Annotated in this window: 19 protein-coding genes; 7 read left to right on the forward strand and 12 right to left on the reverse strand. The window is 69.6% G+C overall.

What is annotated here, in order from left to right:
• Positions 1–7: 7 nt before the first annotated feature.
• From rsmG to AC1DY7_RS03890, 4 genes are all read left to right on the forward strand, one after another.
• Positions 8–700, forward strand: coding sequence for a 16S rRNA (guanine(527)-N(7))-methyltransferase RsmG (gene rsmG, locus AC1DY7_RS03875; protein WP_477492340.1), 693 nt, complete (start codon positions 8–10; stop codon positions 698–700).
• The gene (locus AC1DY7_RS03880; protein ID WP_477492341.1) at positions 697–1,674 is read left to right on the forward strand and encodes a ParA family protein; all 978 of its coding nucleotides are present in this window, start codon (positions 697–699) and stop codon (positions 1,672–1,674) included. The genes rsmG and AC1DY7_RS03880 overlap by 4 nt, the downstream gene beginning before the upstream one ends.
• Positions 1,671–2,672 carry a ParB/RepB/Spo0J family partition protein gene (locus AC1DY7_RS03885; protein ID WP_477492342.1) on the forward strand — a complete coding sequence of 334 codons (1,002 nt, stop codon included), beginning with the start codon at positions 1,671–1,673 and terminating at the stop codon, positions 2,670–2,672. Before AC1DY7_RS03880 ends, AC1DY7_RS03885 begins: the two co-directional genes overlap by 4 nt.
• Before the next feature lie 251 nt (positions 2,673–2,923).
• The gene (locus AC1DY7_RS03890; protein ID WP_477492343.1) at positions 2,924–3,670 is read left to right on the forward strand and encodes an acetyltransferase; all 747 of its coding nucleotides are present in this window, start codon (positions 2,924–2,926) and stop codon (positions 3,668–3,670) included.
• Position 3,671: 1 nt separating this feature from the next.
• Here the strand turns inward: AC1DY7_RS03890 and AC1DY7_RS03895 are convergent, their stop codons facing one another.
• The 8 genes from AC1DY7_RS03895 to AC1DY7_RS03930 all read right to left on the reverse strand — a co-directional run bounded on the left by AC1DY7_RS03895 (position 3,672) and on the right by AC1DY7_RS03930 (position 14,269).
• On the reverse strand, positions 3,672–4,868 hold the full coding sequence (locus AC1DY7_RS03895) for an N-acetylmuramoyl-L-alanine amidase (protein WP_477492344.1): 1,197 nt from the start codon (positions 4,866–4,868) through the stop codon (positions 3,672–3,674).
• Between the two features lie 127 nt (positions 4,869–4,995).
• Positions 4,996–5,334 carry a thioredoxin gene (gene trxA / locus AC1DY7_RS03900; RefSeq protein ID WP_477492424.1) on the reverse strand — a complete coding sequence of 113 codons (339 nt, stop codon included), beginning with the start codon at positions 5,332–5,334 and terminating at the stop codon, positions 4,996–4,998.
• A gap of 25 nt (positions 5,335–5,359) precedes the next feature.
• Positions 5,360–6,295 (reverse strand): thioredoxin-disulfide reductase, encoded by a 936-nt coding sequence (gene trxB, locus AC1DY7_RS03905; protein WP_477492345.1) that lies wholly within the window; start codon positions 6,293–6,295, stop codon positions 5,360–5,362.
• A gap of 83 nt (positions 6,296–6,378) precedes the next feature.
• Positions 6,379–6,957, reverse strand: a complete 579-nt coding sequence (locus AC1DY7_RS03910; RefSeq protein WP_477492346.1) for a hypothetical protein — start codon at positions 6,955–6,957, stop codon at positions 6,379–6,381.
• A 7-nt stretch (positions 6,958–6,964) separates the two neighbouring features.
• Complete coding sequence (gene sigM / locus AC1DY7_RS03915; protein ID WP_477492347.1) at positions 6,965–7,531, reverse strand: RNA polymerase sigma factor SigM; 567 nt, start codon at positions 7,529–7,531, stop codon at positions 6,965–6,967.
• A 110-nt stretch (positions 7,532–7,641) separates the two neighbouring features.
• Positions 7,642–11,130 (reverse strand): lipid II flippase MurJ, encoded by a 3,489-nt coding sequence (locus AC1DY7_RS03920; RefSeq protein WP_477492348.1) that lies wholly within the window; start codon positions 11,128–11,130, stop codon positions 7,642–7,644.
• On the reverse strand, positions 11,127–13,514 hold the full coding sequence (locus AC1DY7_RS03925; protein ID WP_477492349.1) for a DUF6049 family protein: 2,388 nt from the start codon (positions 13,512–13,514) through the stop codon (positions 11,127–11,129). Before AC1DY7_RS03925 ends, AC1DY7_RS03920 begins: the two co-directional genes overlap by 4 nt.
• On the reverse strand, positions 13,496–14,269 hold the full coding sequence (locus AC1DY7_RS03930) for an NUDIX hydrolase (RefSeq protein WP_477492350.1): 774 nt from the start codon (positions 14,267–14,269) through the stop codon (positions 13,496–13,498). Before AC1DY7_RS03930 ends, AC1DY7_RS03925 begins: the two co-directional genes overlap by 19 nt.
• A 173-nt stretch (positions 14,270–14,442) precedes the next feature.
• Between AC1DY7_RS03930 and AC1DY7_RS03935 the strand changes: the two genes are divergently transcribed.
• On the forward strand, positions 14,443–15,906 hold the full coding sequence (locus AC1DY7_RS03935) for a CCA tRNA nucleotidyltransferase (protein ID WP_477492351.1): 1,464 nt from the start codon (positions 14,443–14,445) through the stop codon (positions 15,904–15,906).
• Positions 15,907–15,921: 15 nt separating this feature from the next.
• Entirely contained in the window at positions 15,922–16,410 is a 489-nt protein-coding gene (locus AC1DY7_RS03940; RefSeq protein WP_477492352.1) for a pullulanase, read from the forward strand.
• A 7-nt stretch (positions 16,411–16,417) separates the two neighbouring features.
• Here the strand turns inward: AC1DY7_RS03940 and AC1DY7_RS03945 are convergent, their stop codons facing one another.
• Positions 16,418–17,194, reverse strand: a complete 777-nt coding sequence (locus AC1DY7_RS03945; RefSeq protein ID WP_477492353.1) for a TIGR03084 family metal-binding protein — start codon at positions 17,192–17,194, stop codon at positions 16,418–16,420.
• Positions 17,195–17,203: 9 nt separating this feature from the next.
• Positions 17,204–18,502 carry an MFS transporter gene (locus AC1DY7_RS03950; RefSeq protein ID WP_477492354.1) on the reverse strand — a complete coding sequence of 433 codons (1,299 nt, stop codon included), beginning with the start codon at positions 18,500–18,502 and terminating at the stop codon, positions 17,204–17,206.
• Positions 18,503–18,625: 123 nt separating this feature from the next.
• Between AC1DY7_RS03950 and AC1DY7_RS03955 the strand changes: the two genes are divergently transcribed.
• Entirely contained in the window at positions 18,626–19,231 is a 606-nt protein-coding gene (locus AC1DY7_RS03955; protein WP_477492355.1) for a YqgE/AlgH family protein, read from the forward strand.
• A 3-nt stretch (positions 19,232–19,234) separates the two neighbouring features.
• Here the strand turns inward: AC1DY7_RS03955 and AC1DY7_RS03960 are convergent, their stop codons facing one another.
• Positions 19,235–19,591 (reverse strand): hypothetical protein, encoded by a 357-nt coding sequence (locus AC1DY7_RS03960; RefSeq protein WP_477492356.1) that lies wholly within the window; start codon positions 19,589–19,591, stop codon positions 19,235–19,237.
• A 31-nt stretch (positions 19,592–19,622) separates the two neighbouring features.
• On the reverse strand, positions 19,623–20,660 hold the full coding sequence (locus tag AC1DY7_RS03965; RefSeq protein WP_477492357.1) for an LpqN/LpqT family lipoprotein: 1,038 nt from the start codon (positions 20,658–20,660) through the stop codon (positions 19,623–19,625).
• Positions 20,661–20,736 lie beyond the last annotated feature (76 nt).

The following is a 20,736-nucleotide window of genomic DNA, read 5'->3' on the forward strand; positions in this document are numbered from 1 at the left end:
CCGGAGGATGTTTCACGTGAAACATGGCGAACTGAGTCCGGCTCCCCAGTCGGCGGCCTTGTGTTTTGGCGAGCGCGCCGAACTGGCCCGGTCGTATGGCGAGATACTCGCCGGCGCGGGGATCGAGTGGGGACTCCTCGGTCCGTCCGAGTTGGAGAAGTTGTGGGACCGCCACCTGCTCAACAGCGGGGCGGTGGCGGAGCTACTGCACCCGGGGGAGCGCGTTGCGGACATCGGCAGTGGCGCGGGTCTGCCCGGTATACCGTTGGCGATAGCGCGCCCGGATGTTCGGGTGGTCCTGATCGAACCCCTGCTGCGGCGCAGCGAGTTCCTCCGCGAGGTCGTCGACGAGCTTGGTCTGGATGTGACAGTGGTCCGGGGCCGGGCCGAGGATCCAAGCGTTCGGGACGAGGTGGGGGAGTTGGACACGGTGACGTCGCGAGCGGTCGCGTCATTGGACAAGTTGGCTCGATGGAGCCTGCCGCTGCTGCGGGTCGGCGGGCGGATGCTGGCCCTCAAGGGTGAACGAGCCGAGCAAGAGATCGTGGACCATGAGCGCGCATTGCGTTCGCTTGGTGCCACCGACGTAAGGGTGGTGAGATGTGGCGTGGACTATTTGAATCCACCCGTCACCGTGGTCGCGGCAACGCGAGCCCCACGGGCGGATCGATCGACGCGATCCAACAGGAGGAAGCGATGACCGCGGGACCGGCCAAGCGACCCGACGGTCGTCCCGATGTTTCACGTGAAACATGGACACCAGACGGCGCCGGCACATGGAGCGGCGACCCGGGTGCGGACACCCCGATCGCGGCGGAGGCCGAGCGGGCCACCCGGCTGCTGCACAACCGCGAGGCGGGACTTCCGAAGCCGTCACGCCAGCGGGTGTTCACCATCGCCAACCAGAAGGGTGGGGTCGGTAAGACGACCACGGCGGTGAACATCGCGGCGGCCCTGGCTCGCCAGGGATTGCAGACCCTGGTGATCGATCTCGACCCGCAGGGCAACGCCAGCACCGCCCTGGGCATCGAGCACCGCCAAGGCACGCCGTCGTCCTACGAGGTGCTGATCGGCGAGATCCCCCTGCACGAGGCACTACAACGCAGCCCGCACAACGAGCGGCTGTTCTGCGTCCCCGCGACGATCGACCTGGCCGGCGCGGAGATCGAACTCGTCAGCATGGTGGCGCGCGAGGGCCGGCTCCGGACGGCGCTCTCCGAACTCAAACAGCACAGCTTCGACTACGTCTTCATCGACTGCCCGCCGTCGCTCGGCCTGTTGACGATCAATGCGCTCGTGGCGGCACCCGAGGTGCTGATCCCCATCCAGTGCGAGTACTACGCCCTGGAGGGCGTGGGGCAGTTGCTTCGCAATATCGAGATGGTGAAGTCGCATCTCAATCCGGACCTCGAAGTCACCACGGTGATCCTCACCATGTACGACGGACGGACCCGATTGGCCGACCAGGTGGCCGACGACGTGCGCACCCACTTCGGCGAGAAGGTGCTCAAGACGGTGATTCCCCGCAGTGTGAAGGTGTCCGAGGCGCCTGGCTACGGCATGACGATCCTCGATTACGACCCGGGATCACGGGGCGCCATGAGCTATATGGATGCCAGCCGGGAGATCGCCCAGCGCGGACAGACCGTCAATCAGCAGAAGGGTCGAGCATGAACCAGCAGTCCAAGAAGCGCAGTGGGCTGGGGCGTGGGCTGGCGTCGTTGATCCCCACCGGTCCCGCGGACGAGGATCCGCTGGGCACCAAGCTGGGTAGCGCCGCAGCCGACGTGCTGATGGGCGGTGGACCGCAAGCGAGCAGCGCCGCTGCGGATTCCGCGCAGGCTGCCTCGGAGTTCGGTGCGGTGTACCGCGAGATCGATCCGAAGCTCATCGAGCCGAACCCGCGGCAGCCGCGGCAGGTGTTCGATGAAGAGGCACTCGCCGAGATGGTGCACTCGATCAAAGAGTTCGGCGTCATGCAGCCCATCGTGGTCCGCGCGGTGCCCGGTACCGGTGACGGGCCGCAGTACCAGTTGGTGATGGGGGAGCGGCGGTGGCGCGCCTCGCAGGAGGCAGGCCTGGCCGCCATTCCCGCCATCGTCCGGGAGACCGCCGACGGCGACATGCTGCGCGACGCCCTCCTCGAAAACATCCACCGGGCGCAGTTGAATCCGTTGGAAGAGGCAGCCGCATACCAGCAGTTGCTCGAGGAGTTCGACGTGACGCACGACGAACTCGCGGTACGGATCGGGCGATCCCGGCCGCTCATCTCGAACATGATCCGCTTGCTGCGCCTGCCGATCGCCGTTCAGCGCCGGGTCGCGGCCGGGGTGCTGTCGGCCGGTCATGCCCGCGCGCTGCTCGCTCTCGACGGCGGACCCGAGCGCCAGGAGGAGTTGGCGGCCCGGATCGTGGCCGAGGGGTTGTCGGTGCGGGCCACCGAAGAGGCCGTGACACTGGCCAACCGCAATGGTCCGGCCGATCCTCCGTCGCCGCGGCGGAAGCCGATCCAGATGCCAGGGCTCCAGGATGTGGCCGAGCAGCTTTCGACGGCCTTCGATACCCGCGTGACGGTGAGCCTGGGTAAGCGCAAGGGCAAGATTGTGGTCGAGTTCGGCTCGGTCGACGATCTTCAGCGGATCGTCGACCTGATGAAGGACGCGAAGTCGTAAATGGCCGAAATGTGCGCTGCAGCGCCTGACCCTAGGACACAGGCGAATTACGTCACTGTGACACTAGACCGGGCTGCGGCCGCATCTCTCGGGAAATGCGATGTGTAGCAAGAGATTTCAGTGCCGGCCCGATTCTGGGCGGCAAAATCGGCCTGATCCGGCCGCCGCGGGCGCGCTCTCCTATTCTGGAGGAGTAATCCAAGCGGGCAAGTCGTCTGGTACCGGGATTTTCGCAAGAATCGGGGATCGAAGTGTCATCGCGAATCACGCCACTGCGGCTTGAGGCGTTCGATCAGCTGCCGAAGCACGCTCGGCGTTGCGTGTTCTGGGAAGTGGACCCCTCGACCCTGGGTGCCGGCGATCAGCTGGCCGACCCCGAGTTCGAGAAGGAAGCCTGGCTGTCCATGGTGATGCTCGAGTGGGGATCCTGCGGCCAGATCGCGGTCGAGTGTGCGCCCGGGCCGGGTCAGCAGGATGTCGTGCAAGCGGAGTTTCGCAGCGACTCGGCATGCCTGGGGTACGCCTTCTACGCACCGCCCGGAGCGGTGCCGCGGGCCCGCCGGTTTCCCACCGGACCGGTCAGCGCGGACGCCGTGCTGCTGACCTCGCTGGGCGTGGACGCCTCCGATGACACCGGGGTGCTCCCGCGGGGATTGATCGCGGCGGTGGTGGGTGATCTCGTCCGCCGTGGGGTCCGCGCCCTGGAGGCATTCGGCCGAACGCCCGGGGTGCTGAACCTCGAGCCCGCCGCGGTCCCGGCGGATCTGCTTCCCGTCGTCGAGGTGCTCGGCGACTGCTCGACCGAGCAGTGCATCATCGACGTCGACCTGTTGGCCGAATCCGGCTTCGAAGTGGTGTCCCCACATCCGTACGTGCCGCGGTTGCGCCTCGAACTGGAGCAGGGCCTGGGTTGGAAGGCCGATGTCGAAGCCGCGTTGGAGCGTCTGCTCGAGACGGCGCAGATTCAGGTGCCGGTCGGCGCCGTGCCGTGTGGCTGAGCTAGCTGGGGGAGACCCGGCCGGCCTGCTCGACCGACAGTTCGTGTGCCAGCAGTTCGGCGAACGTGAAAGTGCCGGTGGGACGGTCGTTCTTGCCCAGCAGGTAGAGGCGCTTGACCGCGGCCAGCATGCCTTCGGCGATGGCGTCGCGAGTGGTGCTGGCCGCCAACAACTGTCGGTCGTGCGGATTGGTGATGTAGCCCAAATCGACCTGGACGGTGGGCATCCGGGTCAACCGCAACAGATCCCAGGTGCGACCGTGGGTACGGCAGTCCCGTAACCCGGTGCGCGCCACCACTTCCCGCTGGATGAAGTCGGCCAGGTTGCGTCCGATGGTGGACACCGAGCCGTGCGAGTTCCCGAAGTGGAATGACGCCACACCGCTCGCGGTGGGGCTGACGTGACTGGTGAAACGCAGGCTGATCATCAGGTCCGCGCCGACGGTGTTGGCCGTCGTGGCGCGCTCGGCGTCTGAGGGGCTGTGGCCGCCCGGCCGGGACAGGAACGTGTCCATGCCGATCGCCGTCATCCGGCCTTCGAGCCGAGTGGCCAAGTCCCACAAGATGTCTGCTTCGCTGATGGGTCCCGCCGGGCCCTGCAGGATGAGCCCGTGGTCATCCCCGCCGCGGCCCGGATCGATGATGATCCGCTTACCGGACAGCTTGGGACCCGAACGCCGGACCAGTTCTTCCTCACGGATGGCATGCAACGAGCCGCCGGTGACGCGGGAACCGAGAAAGTACAAGGAGCGCAACGTATCCGGCCCACAGATCCCGTCCGGGAACAGGCCGTACTCGCGCTGATAGGACATCAGCCCGTTGTGCGTCTGCAGCCCGAAATGGCCGTCGACCAAACCGATGTAGAACCCGAGATCCTGCAGCCGGGCCTGCAACGTCGCGACGTCGTCGCCGTACATCGGTGCACCGAACTGATGGGCCAGGGTACGGGCGCCCAGTTGATAGGACGCCTCCTTCAGGGCGCGGAAGGTGGCGTCGCCGACCATCCCGTCGACGAGCAGACCGCGATACTGCTGGAAAGCGCGCACGGCGTGATCGAGATCATCGTCGAATACGTCCAGGGCGATGTGCTTGCCGGTGGCCAGGTCCGCGTCGGGACTGTCGAGCATGCCCAGCGCTGCCAAAGCCGCTCTGATCTCGGTGACCGCCACTCCCCGGTCACCTAGACGCAGTATCGACATACCTGGCCTTTCACATGCGCTGCAGTCGACAGATGCCGACGACTGCTGGACGGACTGACAGCATTGTCGCAGATACGCGCGAAAATCCGGAAAATTCCGGAGGTGGGGAGTGGCTGCGCGTTACCTGTCAGACGTGCTCGGCGATCTCCCTGAGCAGGGCGGCCTTGCCCTTGGCCCCGACGATACGCTTCACCGGCGCGCCGTCCTTGAACAGGATGAGTGTCGGAATCGACACCACCTGGAAGTCCCGCGCGGTCTCCGGGTTGGCGTCCACGTCCAGTTTGACCACCCGCAGGTCGCCAGTCTTCTCCTTGGCGATCTCCTCGAGCACCGGGGCGACCATCTTGCACGGTCCGCACCAGGTGGCCCAGAAATCGACCAGTACCGGGGTGGAGCTGGACAGCACGTCCTGGCTGAAAGAGGCGTCGGTGACGGTGCTTGTCGCGGAATCTTCGCTCATGGTGATCCTCCAGATCGGGATTGGTTGTGGGTCAGTCAGTCTCGGCGAGCCAGCGCTCGGTGTCGATGGCGGCCGAACAGCCGGACCCGGCGGCGGTGATCGCCTGCCGGTAGGTGTGGTCGACCAGATCGCCCGCGGCGAACACGCCCTCGACCGACGTCGCGGTGGTGCGGCCGACAACCTTGACGTAGCCCTCGTCGTCGAGGTCGACCTGCCCGCACACCAGATCAGAGCGCGGGTCGTGTCCGATGGCGACGAAGACGCCGGTCACGGCGAGCTTGGACTCTTCACCGGTTACCGTGTCCTGCAATCGAATTCCGCTGACCTTCGGTTCGCCTTCGATCTCGGTCACCGCGGTGTTGGTGAGGAAGGTGATCTTCTCGTTGGCCTGGGCGCGTTCCAGCATGATCTTGGACGCGCGGAACTCCTCGCGCCGGTGGATCAAGGTGACGCTGCGCGCGAAGCGGGTCAGGAATGTCGCCTCCTCCATCGCCGAGTCACCGCCGCCGATGACGGCGATGTCCTGGTCGCGGAAGAAGAACCCGTCGCAGGTGGCACAGGTGCTGACGCCCAGGCCGATGCGCTCCTGCTCGCCGGCCACCCCCAGCTGGCGGGCGGCGGCACCCATGGCGAGGATCACAGCGCGTGCCTGGTGAGTGACGTCACCGACAGTCACCTTCTTGATGGGGCCGGACAGGTCGACCTCGTCGACGTCTTCCATGCGCAGGTCGGCGCCGAACCGCAACGCCTGCTCGCGCATCTCGTCCATCAGGTTGGGGCCGGTGATGCCCTCGCGGAATCCGGGGTAGTTCTCCACCTCGGTGGTGGTCATGAGTGCGCCACCGAACTGGATACCTTCGAACACCACGGGCTTGAGTTGTGCCCGGGCGGTGTACACCGCGGCCGTGTAGCCGGCGGGGCCCGAGCCGATGACGATCACGTCGTGGATCTCAGAGGAGCTTGACATCGTGGGTGCGAAGCCTTTCTGCCGTGTGACACCGGCTTGAGTACAAACATCAGGGTAGGCCCTGGTGTTCCCGCTGTTGTTCCCTAGGGGCGGGGCAGCGACTTCTCGGCGACCGGTCGGTGGTCGGTGGCGCTGCAACCGGCATTCAGCACCAACGCGGTGAGTTGTCCGGCCTGTTCGGCCGCGACCACCACCAGCACCGCCGGCCGGCCCGCGACCGTCACCAGGGTGGCACCCAACACCGGCGCCGCCGGATCCCGTCTGAGCCCGGTGAGACACGCGGACCAGCGCTGCGGGTCGGCGAGGGCGCCGAGATCGGCGGGGCGGCTCAGCAGCGCCAGGATCTCGGCGTCCGGTAGGGGCATCGGGGCGCCGCGGCGGGCGACGGTGATCTGTTCGGCCGTCGGACCGGTGCTGCGGGTCGGTGTGGGGTGGGTGCCGGTGAGTGCCACCGCGCCCACGCCCAGGGCGGTCAGCGCCGCGGCCACCCCGCACCAGAGCGCACCCCGGCGCCCGCGCAGCGGCCGGTCGGTGTGTGCCGGGTCCGACGCGCGCAGGGCGGTCAGTACCCGGGCGCTGACGGCGGCCGGTACGTGCGGCGCCGAGTCCGGATCGGCGGCCAGCGCCGCCAGTTCCCGTCGGACCGGGTCGTCATCCTGCACTGGTCCATCATGGCCCGACCGGAGCGGACCGCTCGGCCAGGACGCGGGCCAGCGTCCCCCGGGCCCGGGCCCGGCGGCTCTTCACGGTGCCCTCCGCGACGCCCAGCATGCGGGCGGCCTCCGACACCGAGTAGCCCTGCATGTCGACGGCCACCACCGCGGCCCGCTGGTCGACGGGCAGCCCCATCAGCGCCTGCGTCACCACGATCGCGTTGTCCACATGCCCGGTCTGGTCACCGACCGGCCAGTCGTCGTCGCCCAGCGGCGCCGTGGGGCGGGCCCGGCGCCGCCGCAGCCGGTCCAGACAGGCGTTGAGCACGATGCGATGCAGCCAGCTGCTCACCGACGCACCTTGGCGGAACGTCGCGGCGGCGCAGTGCGCGGACAGCATGGCCTCCTGCAGCGCGTCGCCGGCATCCTCCGGGCTGTGGGTGGTGAACCGCGCCAGCCGGTACAACGGACGCTGGTAGCGGATGAACAGCTCCTCGAACGCGAAACGGTCACCGGCGACGTGCGCCGCCAGCAACTGTGCGTCCGTGCGTTCCCAGCCAGAATTCCCCCCGAAACTCCCCACAGTCGAACACTAGTGAGGTCCGGGGACCCTTCCGGGCACCAATTCTGGCACGTGTGCCAGAAACGCGCTGACCTGCGCATCATGCATGCACAGCCTGGGGATAACTTCGATCAGGACGCGGACTTGAGGGTGATCTCGGAGATGTCGGTGCGGTTCTTGCCGTCGACGGTGCCCAACGTGGAGATCCACACCAGCACATACGACGTGGGTGAGGCGTTCGACACGGTGATGGTGTTGGACCCCTTCTTCAACGGGGTCGCCGGGGCCAAGACGGTGGTGTCCTCCAGCTTGGCCGGCGTGGCCGACTGCGCGGACCGGATCTGGACGGCGGTGCCGGTTCCGGTGACGTTCAGCGTGACGGATCCGATGGTGGCCGGCTGGGACAGCTGCAGCATCAGCCCGACCCCGTTCTTGAAGTTCGGGAACGGGTTGGGGTCGGAGTAGGTGTCACTGGGCCAGACCGTCGCGGGGTTGCCGTCGATGGCCAGCCCGGCCAGGGTCGGTGCGTCGGCTTCACCCTCGGGGGAGAAGACCGTCGCGCGCACCGGCTTGATCACACCGCCGCCGTCGGCGTTGGCGGAGCTGCTCGGGGCGTTCAGCCCGAGGTCGCCCTTGTCCAGCGAACCGCCGACGTCGCCGAAGATGCCCTTCAGCACGGACGCCAGCACGACGAGCGCGATCACCACGATGACCGCGGCGGCGGACAGCCCGATGATGAGACCCTTGCGGCGACGCGCGAGTGAATCCGGATCGCGCACCGGGACGGCGCTGAACGGGCGCGGGTTACCGGGTGCTTCGGTTCCCGCGACCGGCGCGATGTAGTCGGTGCGGTCGGCGACCGCGGTGGCCTGCTGCAACAGATTCAGCAGGGTGGGGGCGCTACGGATCCCGCCGCCTTCTTGCACCGCGCGGGCCGCGGCGGCCGAGATCTGGAACGGGATGTCGCGATCCACCGCACGCGGTTCGATCGGCTGACCGGCGCTGTCCAGCTCGGCGGGCGCCAGACCGCTGTGCACACCGGCCTCGGGGAGCGGCCAGCGGTTGATCAGGAGCGCATAGAGGGCCGCCCCGATCCCACGGATGTCGTCCTCGGGCGTCGCGGTGGGCAGCGTCGCGGGGAACGCCAGCGCGACGTCACCCTCGATGCTCACCCGGACCCGGCTGGGGTCGTCGATGGACAGCGCCACCCCGGTGCGGTGTGCCGCCTCCGCCGCGGCCGCCAACGATTGGATGGCGCGCGCCCCGCCGATCGGTGAGGGGGTGGTCTCGGCGACCTCGGCCAGCGAGCCGCCGCGGATCCACTCCGACACCACCAGCCCCCCGGACGCGGTCCGGGCGACGTCGAGGATCTGGGCGATACCGGGGGAGTTGACCTTGCTGAGCCGTGAGGTCCGGCTCAGGATGTCCTGCAACTGGGTGTCGGGCAGCTGACCGTCGGGATCGATGAATGTCAGCGCGACCTGGCGGTCGAGCGCGGTGTCCAGCGCGTGCCAGAACTGCAGATGCGGCGGACCACCGTGGAAGACCAACAGCCGGTAGCGGCCGCCGGCGATCACGGCGCCCGGGATCAGGTGCACGGTGTCGTCGCTGGCCGACGTCGCGGTTTCGAGCGCGGGCTCCCGGGGCGCGTCGAACGGCAGCGCTTCCCGGGTGGGGTCGGCGCTGTAGTCGGCGGGCGGCCGGGCGGGCACGTCCGGCTGCAGCTCGTCGGCCACCGGCGGCCGAGAATCCGAGCCGGCGGCGGGAATCCGGGTGGTGGCACCGGAACCGGGGCCCGTCTCCGAGGGAGTATCGGGAGAGAACCCGCTGCCGGGTTGGTCGGCCACCATGTGTCCTTTCCGCATGCCCGGCCCCGCGGGGCGCGGAGGTACGTGCAAATTCCTCTGATCAGGGTAGTTGACCCTGGGCGTCGGCCGCTGGGAGATAACGCGGGGGACCGGCGGCGGCGCAGGTGCGCGACCCAGCCTGCGCTGCACCATCCGCAGCGCGGCCTGGGCGTCGGGCACCCGCGCCGCGAGCAGCACGCCGGCGATGATCGGCAGCATGATCACGCCGAGGATGAGCAGCCGCAGCAGCGAGCCGGCGGCGCCGCCGTGCTCGGTGAGTTTGTCGACGCCCACCAGGCGATCCACCACATGCGCGATCAGGCCGGCGATGAGCGAAGCGGTGATCGTGACCAGGACGGTCCGCACGACCGCGACGCTGATCAGCTTTCCGCCGGGCGGGTCCAGGTTGGCCCGCAGCACCAGGTGCCCGACGGTCGCGCCGGCCAGGAAGCCGAGCCCGTTGGCCAGTCCGAGATAGCCGGCGACGAGCTGCGGATCGGTCACCAGGTGCCCGACGGCGACGGAGGCGACCACCTTCACCGCGGTGATCACCAGGATCAGCACGATCGGGATCCACGGCTGTTCCATGGCGTAGAACACCCGCAGCTGCAGCAGCACCAGCGCGTAGGGGATCAAGGTGAACGCCGACAGGGTGATCGCCATGCCGAGGTAGCCGGCGTCGGTCTCGCCGAAGTTCCCGTACGCGAACAGCGCCGTGCCGATGGCCGGGCCGCCGACGGTCATGAACGCGACGATCGGGATCAGCGTGATCATGGTCAGCCGGGTGGCCAGGGACAGGTCGGCGAGCACCGCCGGACCGTTCTCGGCGGCGGCGTTGCGTGACAGCCGCGGCATCACGACGGTCAGCACCGTCACGCCGATCATCCCGAACGGCAGCTGCAGCACCAGCCACGTGTAGTTGTAGATGGCCGGACCGGACGCCGCCGCCGAGCTGGCGATCTGGTTGCCGACGATCAGGCCGATCTGGCTGATCAGCACGTAGAGCACCATGGCGGCGGCCATCGTGCCGAATTTCTTGAGCCGCGCGTCGATACCCCACAGCGGGCGCAGGCTGATCCGCTGGCGACGGATCGCCACCAGCAGCACCGCCGTCTGCGCGACGACGCCGAGCGTGGTGCCGATGCCCAGCACGAGGAGCTTGGCGTTGCCCATCTGCACGGGGTCGAGTGACAGCTCGCCGGGCACCAGCAGGTACACCCCGAGGGTCACGATCGCGACGACGTTGTTGATGACGGGCGCCCAGGCCGGTGGCCCGAACACGTTGCGGGTGTTCAGGATTGCCATGTACACCGAGGTCAGCCCGTAGAAGATGACCTGCGGCAGCAGCAGATACGCAAAGGCGGTGGTGAGCGGCCGGTTGACCTGGGGGTCGCTGCCCAGCATCAGATTCACCAGCAGCGGCGCCGAGGCCACCGAGATGACGGTGGCGACCAGCAGCAGGGCGGTGGCGAGTGTGACCAGGCGGCGCACGAAGGCCGTCCCGCCGTCGGCGTCGTCGCGTTCGGCGCGGGCGAGCACCGGGACGAAGATGGCGGTGAACGTCGCCTCGAGCACAAGGGCGGCCACCAGGTTGGGCAGCTGGTTGGCCACCGAGAAGGAACTCGACAGCGCGGCGCCGAGGATGGCGGCCAGCAGCACGATGCGGAAGAAGCCGGTGATCCGGCTGATCAGGGTGGCGAACGCCATACCCCAGGACCGTGAGACGACTGCCGAATCCGACAGTTCCTTGCGTTCGGGTGCGGGTGCGTTCATCGGCGGTCGTCATCGGGGGCGTGGGCCAGTGCGGTGTCCAGCGGGTCGGGCCGGTGGATGCGGACCGGACGGGTGGGCGGCACCAGGTCGGCGCGGTCGGGCTGGCCGCGGAACCGGTGCCACAGCCGCCGCCCGACCAGCAGCGCCAGGATCAGCCCGCCGGTCAAGGTGATGAAGAACAGCACCTTCCCGTAGGCGTTGGAATGCACCGACAACCGGACCTGCTCGCCGAGTGCCATCCCGTCGGCGGTGGTCAGCGTCACGTCGACGGCGACCCGCTGGGTGAAGTGCACCTCGATGGGCACGCGCAGGGGCAGGTAGCCGGGCGGTAGTTCGATCTCGCCGGGATCGGTGACCGTCATCCCGGGTGGGGCCTCGATGTGCAACCGCACCCGGATGGGCACGGGCAGGTCGTTGCGCAGGGCCAGCGGCAGCGGGCTGCGTTCGGTGGCCAGGGTGTAGGACCCGCCGGGGTTCACGATGGTCACCGCACCGGTCAGGTCGGAGACGGTCCGCTGGACAGTCGAAAGCCGTTGCAAGGCAAGACCATTGCGCGCGTCCGGCGGTACGGTCTGGCTCAGTGCCCGTAGCATGTCCTCCCGCAGTGGCGCGGTGTACTGCGGTCCCGTCAGGCCGGTCTGCTGATCGGTGGTCAGCGCCGAGGTGAGTTCGGACAGCCGGGTGGTGGTCGACCCGATCCCGGAGATGATGCCGTCGTCGAACCGGGCGCGCGGGTTGCTGTCGATGGCCGGTGGGGGGGTGGGCGCGGGTGGCGCCGCGGCTTGGGTGTCGGTGAGCAGTACCGGCAGCGGTCGCGGCACGGCCAGGCCGGCGCGGATGCTGCTGGAGATCGCGGTGAACACCGCCTGGGCCTCTTCGGGACGCAGATCCCACGCCAGCGGGGGCATCACGATCTGGGAGCGGGGCTCGATGTCCGCCCGCAGGCCCCGCCACAGCAGCGCGCCCAGCGCGTCCTGCAGGCGGGCCGCCTGGGAGTCGTGCTTCAGCGGGATGGTCAGCGAGGAATCCACGAAGGTCGGCGTCTGCGGATCCGCGCCGGTGCCGGCCAGGGCGGCGGCCACCATCGGATCGAACGGGGCGGTCACCACCTGCGGGGCATCGCGGCGCGGCTGCAAAGCCACCGAGTCGTCGCCGTCCGCCGTCAGCGGCGCCGCGGCGATGGCGACCGTGGGGCCCTGCGCCGCGAGGAGCGCCACCGCGCGGTCGGTCAGAGGTCCGTCGGCGAGCAGGGTCACACCGCGCAGCGAGGTGATCCCGAGGATCTGGTCGACGATGTCGGCGGCGCCCGACGCGGCGGCGGCGCTCAGGGTCGGATCGCCCACCCGCGCCACGGCGTCCAGATCGGCCTGCGCGTACACCGTGGACGTCACGCAGGTCCGCTGCGCCAGCGCTTTGAGCCGGTTCAGCCAGTTCACCGCGGCATCCTTGCCGGTGCCGGGCTGGGTGGGCGCGTTCAGCCCGCCGTCCGGGGAGGCGCTGACCACATAGCCGGCGGTCATGGCATTGACCGTGACCAACAGGTCCGGATCGATGGCCAGGCACAGCGCCGTGCGGACGGTCCCGTCCGGGTCCACTTCGGGGCTGGTGGCGAAATCGGCCGCCGACAGCAGGGTGTCCAGCCGGCCACCGGTGGCCAGCGAGGTGGCCAGGGTGTCGTCGAGGAGGCGCACCGGCGTGGTGCCGCCCGGGATGCCGGCCGCCAACCGGGGGCGGTCGGCCAGTGGCCAGAGCACCGTCGTCGCCACCGGCTTGGAGGTGTCGGGCGGGACGACGGCGCCCACGCTGGGCACGCCCTCGGGTCCGGTGGCCTCGGTCGGGTCCGCGGGAACCCCGAGCACCGGGAGCAGGAAGCGGGCGTCGTCGAGGCGGGCCGGCTCGCCGTAGTCGGGGGTGCCGTTGACGTTGACCAGGACGGGGTACACGCCGGGCTTGTCGATACGCAGGGAGGGGCCGCTGCCGGCCCGCACCGGATAGCTGAACGTGAACGGCACCTTCTGGCCGCGCTGCAGCTCGGGCGCGAGGGTGATGAAGTCGGCGACGGGTTCGTACTGGTCCAGGTTTCCGGACAGATTGCTGCGCAGTCCGGGAGCGGCGGTCACCCCGGCGGCGTGCTCGAGGCGGACGACGACGTCACGCACCGGCCGGTCGCCCACGTTGCTCACGGTGCCGGCGACGGTGACCACCGCGTCACTGGTGGTCGTGACGACGTCGGGGGTGACGCGGTCGATCTGCAAGTGCAGGAACTGCGCCGAAGCCGGTTCGGCGGCGGCCGGGCGCGGCCAGGCGGCTGGGGTGGCGATCAGGAGGACGAGCGCGACGACGGCGAGGAGGATCGCCGGTGATCTCACGTGCCGTTTCCGCATCCGTTCGCCCGCCGGCCGGGCGAGTCCTCCTGGCGACGATTCCGGGTGTGCGAGTGGGTCTGCGGACGCCGGCGCGGGGAACTGTGCGGCAGCGGCGGCAGCGCGGCCGGACCGTCGGACTGCAGCTTGGCGATCAGCTCGCCCGCGACCTCGGCGAGGCGGCGCTCGTCGGCGTAAGCCAGCCGGGCCGGTAGATCCCCGATCGGAACCCACGCGACCTCGGTGACCTCCACATCGTCATCGGAGAGTTCGCCGCCCAGGAAACGCATCAGGTAATGGTGCACTGTCTTGTGTACGCGCCGACCCTCGGTGACGAACCAGTAGTCGATGCTGCCGAGCGCGGCGAGCACGCTGCCCTGGATTCCCGTCTCCTCGGCGACCTCGCGGATGGCGGTCTGTTCGGCGGTCTCGCCCATCTCGATATGGCCCTTGGGTAGCGACCAGAGCATCCGGCCGCGCCGGTCGATCCGACCGATCAATGCCGCGACCTGGCTTTCCAGCGGTCCGTCGATGCCGTCGATGACGAGGCCGCCCGCGGAGGTCTCGTGCACGGTGCGCAGACGTTCCTGGGCGCGCCGGGGTGGGCGCTGCTGACGGTTCTGGCCGGGCTTGGCCGTCGCGGAGGTCTTGTCGGCGGTGTGCTGCTCGCCGTTGGAGGTGGACTGCTCGGTGGCGGGCACCGGTGGACCGGCAGCACGGCGGCCGCGGCGACGCCCTCGGCGCCGTCGCGGTTTGGCTTGTTCGCCGTCCGACACCCAAGCCAGAGTAGCTGCAGCGGGCCGGGCTCCTCGCGACACTGGCCCGGTCGTGGCCGGCCTGTCGCCGGGTCGTTATCGGCCGGGAGAGTTGATGGCGGGACTTCTCATCGCGCTCTCGTGCCTCGTGCGCTTGATCGGCGTCCCGCGATGGGTCACTAGACTCACCGACCGTGCCGCACGACCCGACGCCCGACCCTGCCGATGCCGAACTACTGGCCGGCGCGTGGGTGACGTTGAGCGCGTATCGGGATGTACTCGCGGATCTGGGTGCGGTGTTCGCCGCCGCCGGGCATGAGCTGTACCTCGTGGGAGGCAGCGTGCGCGACGCGCTGCTGGGCCGGGTGTACACCGACCTGGACTTCACCACCGATGCCCGCCCCGAGCAGATGCAGAAGCTGCTGCGCGGCTGGGGCGACGCGCTGTGGGACACCGGGATCGAGTTCGGCACCCTGGGCGTGGGCAAGGGTGCGCACCGCCTCGAGATCACCACGTTCCGGTCCGACAGCTATGACCAGGTGACCCGCAATCCGCAGGTGCGCTTCGGCGAGAGCCTCGAAGAGGACCTGGTGCGCCGCGACTTCACCGTCAACGCGATGGCGGTACGGGTCACCGGCGACGGCCCGACCGAATTCTGCGATCCGCTGGGCGGGCTGGCCGCCCTTCGGGCGAAGGTGCTGGACACCCCGTCGGCGCCGCAGGTGTCGTTCGGCGACGATCCGCTGCGGATGCTGCGCGCCGCGCGGTTCGTGTCACAACTCGGCTTCACCGTGGCGCCGCGGGTGCTGGAGGCGCTGCTGGACATGGCGCCGCAGCTGGAGCGGATCACCGCCGAGCGGGTGGCCGCCGAACTGGACAAGTTGTTGACGGGTACGGATCCGGTGGCCGGGGTGGACCTGATGGTGCAGACCGGGTTGGGCGACGTGGTGCTGCCCGAAGTCGGCGAGATGCGGATGGCCATCGACGAGCACCACCAGCACAAGGACGTGTATTGGCATTCGCTCACCGTGTTGCGCCAGGCGGTGGATCTCGAGGACGACGGCCCTGACCTGGTGCTGCGCTGGGCGGCGCTGCTGCACGACATCGGCAAGCCCGCCACCCGCAAGCACGAGTCCGACGGCGGGGTCAGCTTTCATCACCACGAGGTGGTGGGCGCCAAGATGGCCCGCAAGCGGATGCGGGCCCTGAAGTACTCCAAGCAGATGGTCGACGACGTGTCCCAGCTGGTGTACCTGCATCTGCGGTTCCACGGCTACGCCGACGGTGCCGGTACCGGGCGGTGGACGGATTCGGCGGTGCGCCGCTACGTCACCGATGCGGGTCCGCTGGTGACGCGGTTGCACAAGCTGGTGCGCGCGGACTGCACGACGCGCAACAAGCGGCGGGCGGCACGGTTGCAGGCCAACTACGACGATCTCGAGGTACGGATCGCCGAGCTGGCCCAGAAAGAGGATCTGCAGCGGGTGCGTCCGGACCTGGACGGCAACGAGATCATGCGGATCCTCGACATCCCGGCCGGCCCGCAGGTCGGGCAGGCCTGGAAGCACCTCAAGGAGCTGCGGCTGGACCGCGGGCCCCTCGATCACGACGAGGCCGTCGAAGAACTCCGGAAATGGTGGAACGCGCAGCCACGCTGATGCGTCTGAAAGGGCATGGACTACTGCCTGGCCGACCCCGACGGCGGCGCGACGATGTTCACCGCGGAACCGGCCGTCGACGCGGACGGTGACGGGATGCTCGACGCCGTGGGGCTCGACCTCGACGGCGACGGCCGGATCGACGACGCCCTGGCCGACCTGGACCACGACGGCCTCGCCGAGCACGGCATCCATGACGTGGGTGGCCCGGGCGCGGCGTATTTCACCGACGACGGCTCGGGCACGTGGGCCCTGGCGGGAGACGGCGGTCGGATCCGGTGGTTCGGCCTGGACGGGGTGGAGCAGACCGGCGGTCCACTGGTGGACTTCGACGCCGACGGGGACGCCGATGACCGGCTGCTCGACACCGATGCCGACGGGCTGGCCGATCGGGTGCTGGCGGGGCCGACGGCCTACGCCGACCGTGACGCCGACGGCCACTGGGACGTGAAACTCGTCGATACCGACGGCGATGGCGCCGCCGATTCGGCGAGCGAGCTCTAGTCCGGCCTCAGCCGCGCCCGGCCCCGGGCGGGCCCGCGAAGGCCTGGGCGATGGTCAGCCACGTGGCGGCGTCGGTGCCCACGGCTGTCACCGCGAGGTCGGCGGGGGCGCGGCGCTGGGTGACCAGCATGCAGAAATCCTCGGCGGGCCCGGTCACCGACTGCTCGGCGTCCTCGGGCCCCCAGGTCCACCAATCCCCTTTGGGCGCTTGTAGTTTCACGTGAAACGGTGCCGTTGGCGGGGTCATACCGTGCACGCTGAAGGCGAAATCGCGGGTCCGCACCCCGATGTGGGCGATGGAGCGCAGGCGTGCTGTCGGCTCCCGGCGTTCGCCGAGTGCGTCGGCGACATCGAGCCCGTGCGCCCACGTCTCCATCAGGCGGGCCGTCGCCATCGACGCGGCGCTCATCGGCGGACCGAACCACGGCAGCTTGCGACCGTCCTCGACTTCCAGCAGCGACTCGTGCAGCCGGGCCCGGTCGGCACGCCAGCCCGCCAGCAGTTGCGCCGGGGGTGTGGTGGCCATCAGCTCGGCGGCCGCATCGACGAAGCCGAGGGGATCCTTGGCGGCGTCGGCGAGGACCTCGTTGAACGCGGCTTCGTCGGTGACGGCCTGCAGAGAGGTCTGGTCGGTCCACCACAGGTGCGCGATCTGGTGCGCGATGGTCCAGCCAGGGGAGGGGGTCGCGGTGCGCCAGCCCTGCTCGGGCAGGTCGGCCACCAGTGCGTCGAGGACGTCGCTCTCGGCGTGCAGATCGGCGACGATCGGTCCGGCTCCAGCCATGGGTGAACCCTAGCCCCGGTCCTCGACCTGCCTGCCGCGCCTGCCCAGCCCGGCGTGCGTCCCCAGCCCGACGAGATAGAGCACCGCCCCGGCAACGACCAGCGGCACCGACCGGCCGTCCGGCGGGATCACCGCCGCGGCCGCGGTCACGGCCAGCACGAAGGAGAACCAGAACAACGAATCCTGGACCGAGAACACGTGCCCGCGCAGCGCGTCATCGACATCGATCTGCATGGCGGAGTCGGCGCACAGCTTCACCACCTGTCCGGCTGCGCCCAGGATGAACCCGCACCCCACCAGCACCGGTAATGCGAGGGTCACCGCGCACAGCTGCACGACGGCCGCCAGCGCCAGCGCGCCGTTGGCGGCGCGGTACCGGCCCCACTTCCCGATCAGCGCAGGGGTCAGCACCGTCGCCAGGAAGGCACCCAGGCCGCCGGCGCCCAGGAATACCACCGCCTTACCCAGACCGACACCCGCGACCTCCTCGTCGCCGACGTGCCGGACGATCACCAGGACCAGCAAGGTGTTGATGCCGAAGGCCATCCGGTGGGCGGCCAGACCGCTGAGCGTGGCGGCCACCGTCGGCACCGAGACCACCGTCCGGGCGCCGTGCAACCAGCCGGTGATCACGGCGTAGGCCACCGACCCGTGGACCGCGCGAGCGGTGTCGTCGGGACCCAGCACATGAGACGGGAAGCGCACCGACAACAGCAGCGCCCCGGCGATCGGCACCGCCGCCATGAAGATCACCGCGGAGGCACCCGCGTCACTGGAGCCCAGCAGCCAGCGCGGCAGCAACATGAAGTTCGCGCCGAAGAAGGTGGCCACCGAACCGGTCGCCGTGGCAACGGAGTTCATCGAGACCACCCGGTCGCGCGGCACCACGTGCGGTAGTGCCGCCGACAGTCCCGACGACACGAACCGGGTGAATCCGTTGACGATCAGCGCGCCGAGCAGGAGCACCAGATTCCCGGCGTCCAGGGCCAGCGCGGTCGCGACGGTGAGAACCAGTGCCAACCGGCCCGCATTCGCCCCGACCAGCACCCAGCGCCGGTCCCACCGGTCCAGCAGGGGCCCCGCGAACGGGCCGATCACCGAGTACGGCAGGAACAACACGGCGAACGACAGGGCGACTTCCCACGGCGACGCGGCACGCTCCGGGTTGAACAGGATCGCGCCGGCCAGCCCGGCCTGGAACAGGCCGTCGCCGAACTGACTGGTGGCCCGCAACTCGAGCAGCCGACGGAATTCCGGCATGCCTCGGACCGCCTGCCAGCCAGCGTCAGGTGGGCGGGTGTCCGTCATGTGGTGTCAGATCCTGTCCGGGCCGGGGATCGTGCCGACCGCACCCGGAATCCACCCTACAAATATCCCGGCGGGCCGCGCCTGTTCGTCCCCGCCTGCGGTCGCTGGTGCGATGATGGTCGGGTGGCGCATCCAGAGGATCCGGAGGAATACACAGCTCCGACGACACCCCGGGTGCGAGCCGGAACGCTGCTGCTGGCCGAGACCGATCTGCTCGAGCCGACCTTCCGGCGCAGCGTCATCTACATCGTGGAGCACAACGAGGGCGGGACCCTCGGCGTGGTGCTCAACCGCCCCAGCGAGACGGCCGTGTACAACGTGCTTCCGCAGTGGGCGAAGCTCGCGGTGAAGCCCAAGACCATGTTCGTCGGCGGTCCCGTGAAGCGGGATTCCGCGCTGTGCCTGGCCACCCTGCGGGTCGGGATGAGTGCGGGCGACGTGCCGGGGCTGCGCCACGTGCAGGGTCGGGTGGTGATGGTCGATCTGGACGCCGATCCGGATGCGATCGCGCCCGTCGTCGAGGGGGTCCGGATCTTCGCCGGCTACTCCGGGTGGACCATCGGTCAGCTCGAGGGCGAGATCGAACGCGACGACTGGATCGTGCTGTCGGCGCTACCGACGGATATCCACGCCGAGCCGAAGGTGGATCTCTGGGGCCGGGTGCTGCGGCGTCAGCCGCTGCCGCTGTCGATGCTCGCGACGCACCCGATCGACGTCAGCAGGAACTAGGTCTCAACTGCACGACAACGTGCAAGAGGCGCACGATCCCGCGCAGCCGCCCGCTTTGGCCAGTTCCTGCTCGGCCTCGGCCCGCGCCACCAGCTTGGCGTTCTGCCAGCAGCCGGCGGCCACGGTGCCGATGGCACCGAACACACACACCATCAGCACCAGAACGGCCATCCCGCCGGGCTTGGCCAGCGCCACCACACCGCCTGCGGTGAGCATCGCCGCCGCGGCGAACTGGGTGGGTGCCACGGCGCGCAACACCTGCCGGACGGGGTCATCGGAAGGGGGGCGGGTCAAGGTCCAACCGGCGACCGCAGCGGTGGCAGCCGCGGCGCACAGACACAACACGGCGGCGACGAGCATCCCCCAAGGATAGGGGGCGCGCCCGTCGACGTCAGCCGGGGAGGGCCGCCGCCAGGGGCGCGATGGCCGCTGCGGGCGCGGGAGCTGCGGGCGCGGGCGCCGCCGGAGCCACAGGTGCGGCCGGTGGGGCACCCGGCGCCGCCAGCGGAGCGGGAGCCGGGGCCGGGACCGCGCCGGGCGGCAGCACCTTGAACCCGTTGATGATCGCGTCGGTGGCTTCGCCCGAGGCGACCGAGACGGCGGCGCCGGTCGTCACCGCGAGCGAGACGAGGTAGCGGTCCGGACCGACCGTCGTGAACAAATTGTGCCGCGACGTGTTGAGCGTCATGTTGTTCTCGCGGTAGGTGCCCTCGATCCATGAGGTGGGCACGTCGTTGATGACCGAGATCCGGCCGTCGGTGGGCCGCCACGCGGTGAGCTGCTGGCTGTCGACGAAGCCATGCCGGATGGCCTCCCGCGGATCGAAGTCACCGACCAGCTTGTATATCACGACCTGGGCGTTGGAGGTGTACAGCCCGTCACCACCGACCCGGTCGGCGATCACGGCGAAGGCGTCGGGCACGTTCGGGTCGGGGACCTGCGACCAGCCCTGAGGCATCGGCAGCACGATGTGCAGCGCCTTGAAGTCGCGGGGGTTCTGCGGCTCCATCTCGACGTTCTTCGATTTGAGGAAGTCGCGGATGCTGCTGGAGTTGTCCGGGTTGAGCGGGACGGCGACGGGCTGGGCCACGGTGGCAGTGGCGGCTGGAGCCACCGGTGTTCCGGCGGCGGCCGGTGTTCCGGCGGCGACCGGGAGTCCCGCAGCCGGGGCGGGCACGCTTGCGGCCTGGGCAGGCACGCTCGCGGCCTGCGCAGGCACCAGCGGGTTCGCATTCGGGGTGACGGTGACCGTCTGGGTCACGGTGGCGGGTCCGGGCAGCGACGGCTGCGGCGCCAGCGGTTCGGCGGCGGCGATGTTTCCCGCCAGTCCGACCACGCCGGCGATACCGGCCGCAGTCCCGGCGATCACGATCCGCCACCGGCGGCTCGCGGTCTGATTGACGGTCCCGCCGTCGGCCATATTCCTCATCTGACGTCGGTCCTTCCCACGATCACTCGCCAAGTCAGGGGCCGACTGTATCCACGCCCGACGGGTGGTCACCAGG

It is taken from the genome of Mycobacterium sp. P2_H7 (genome assembly GCF_056403275.1).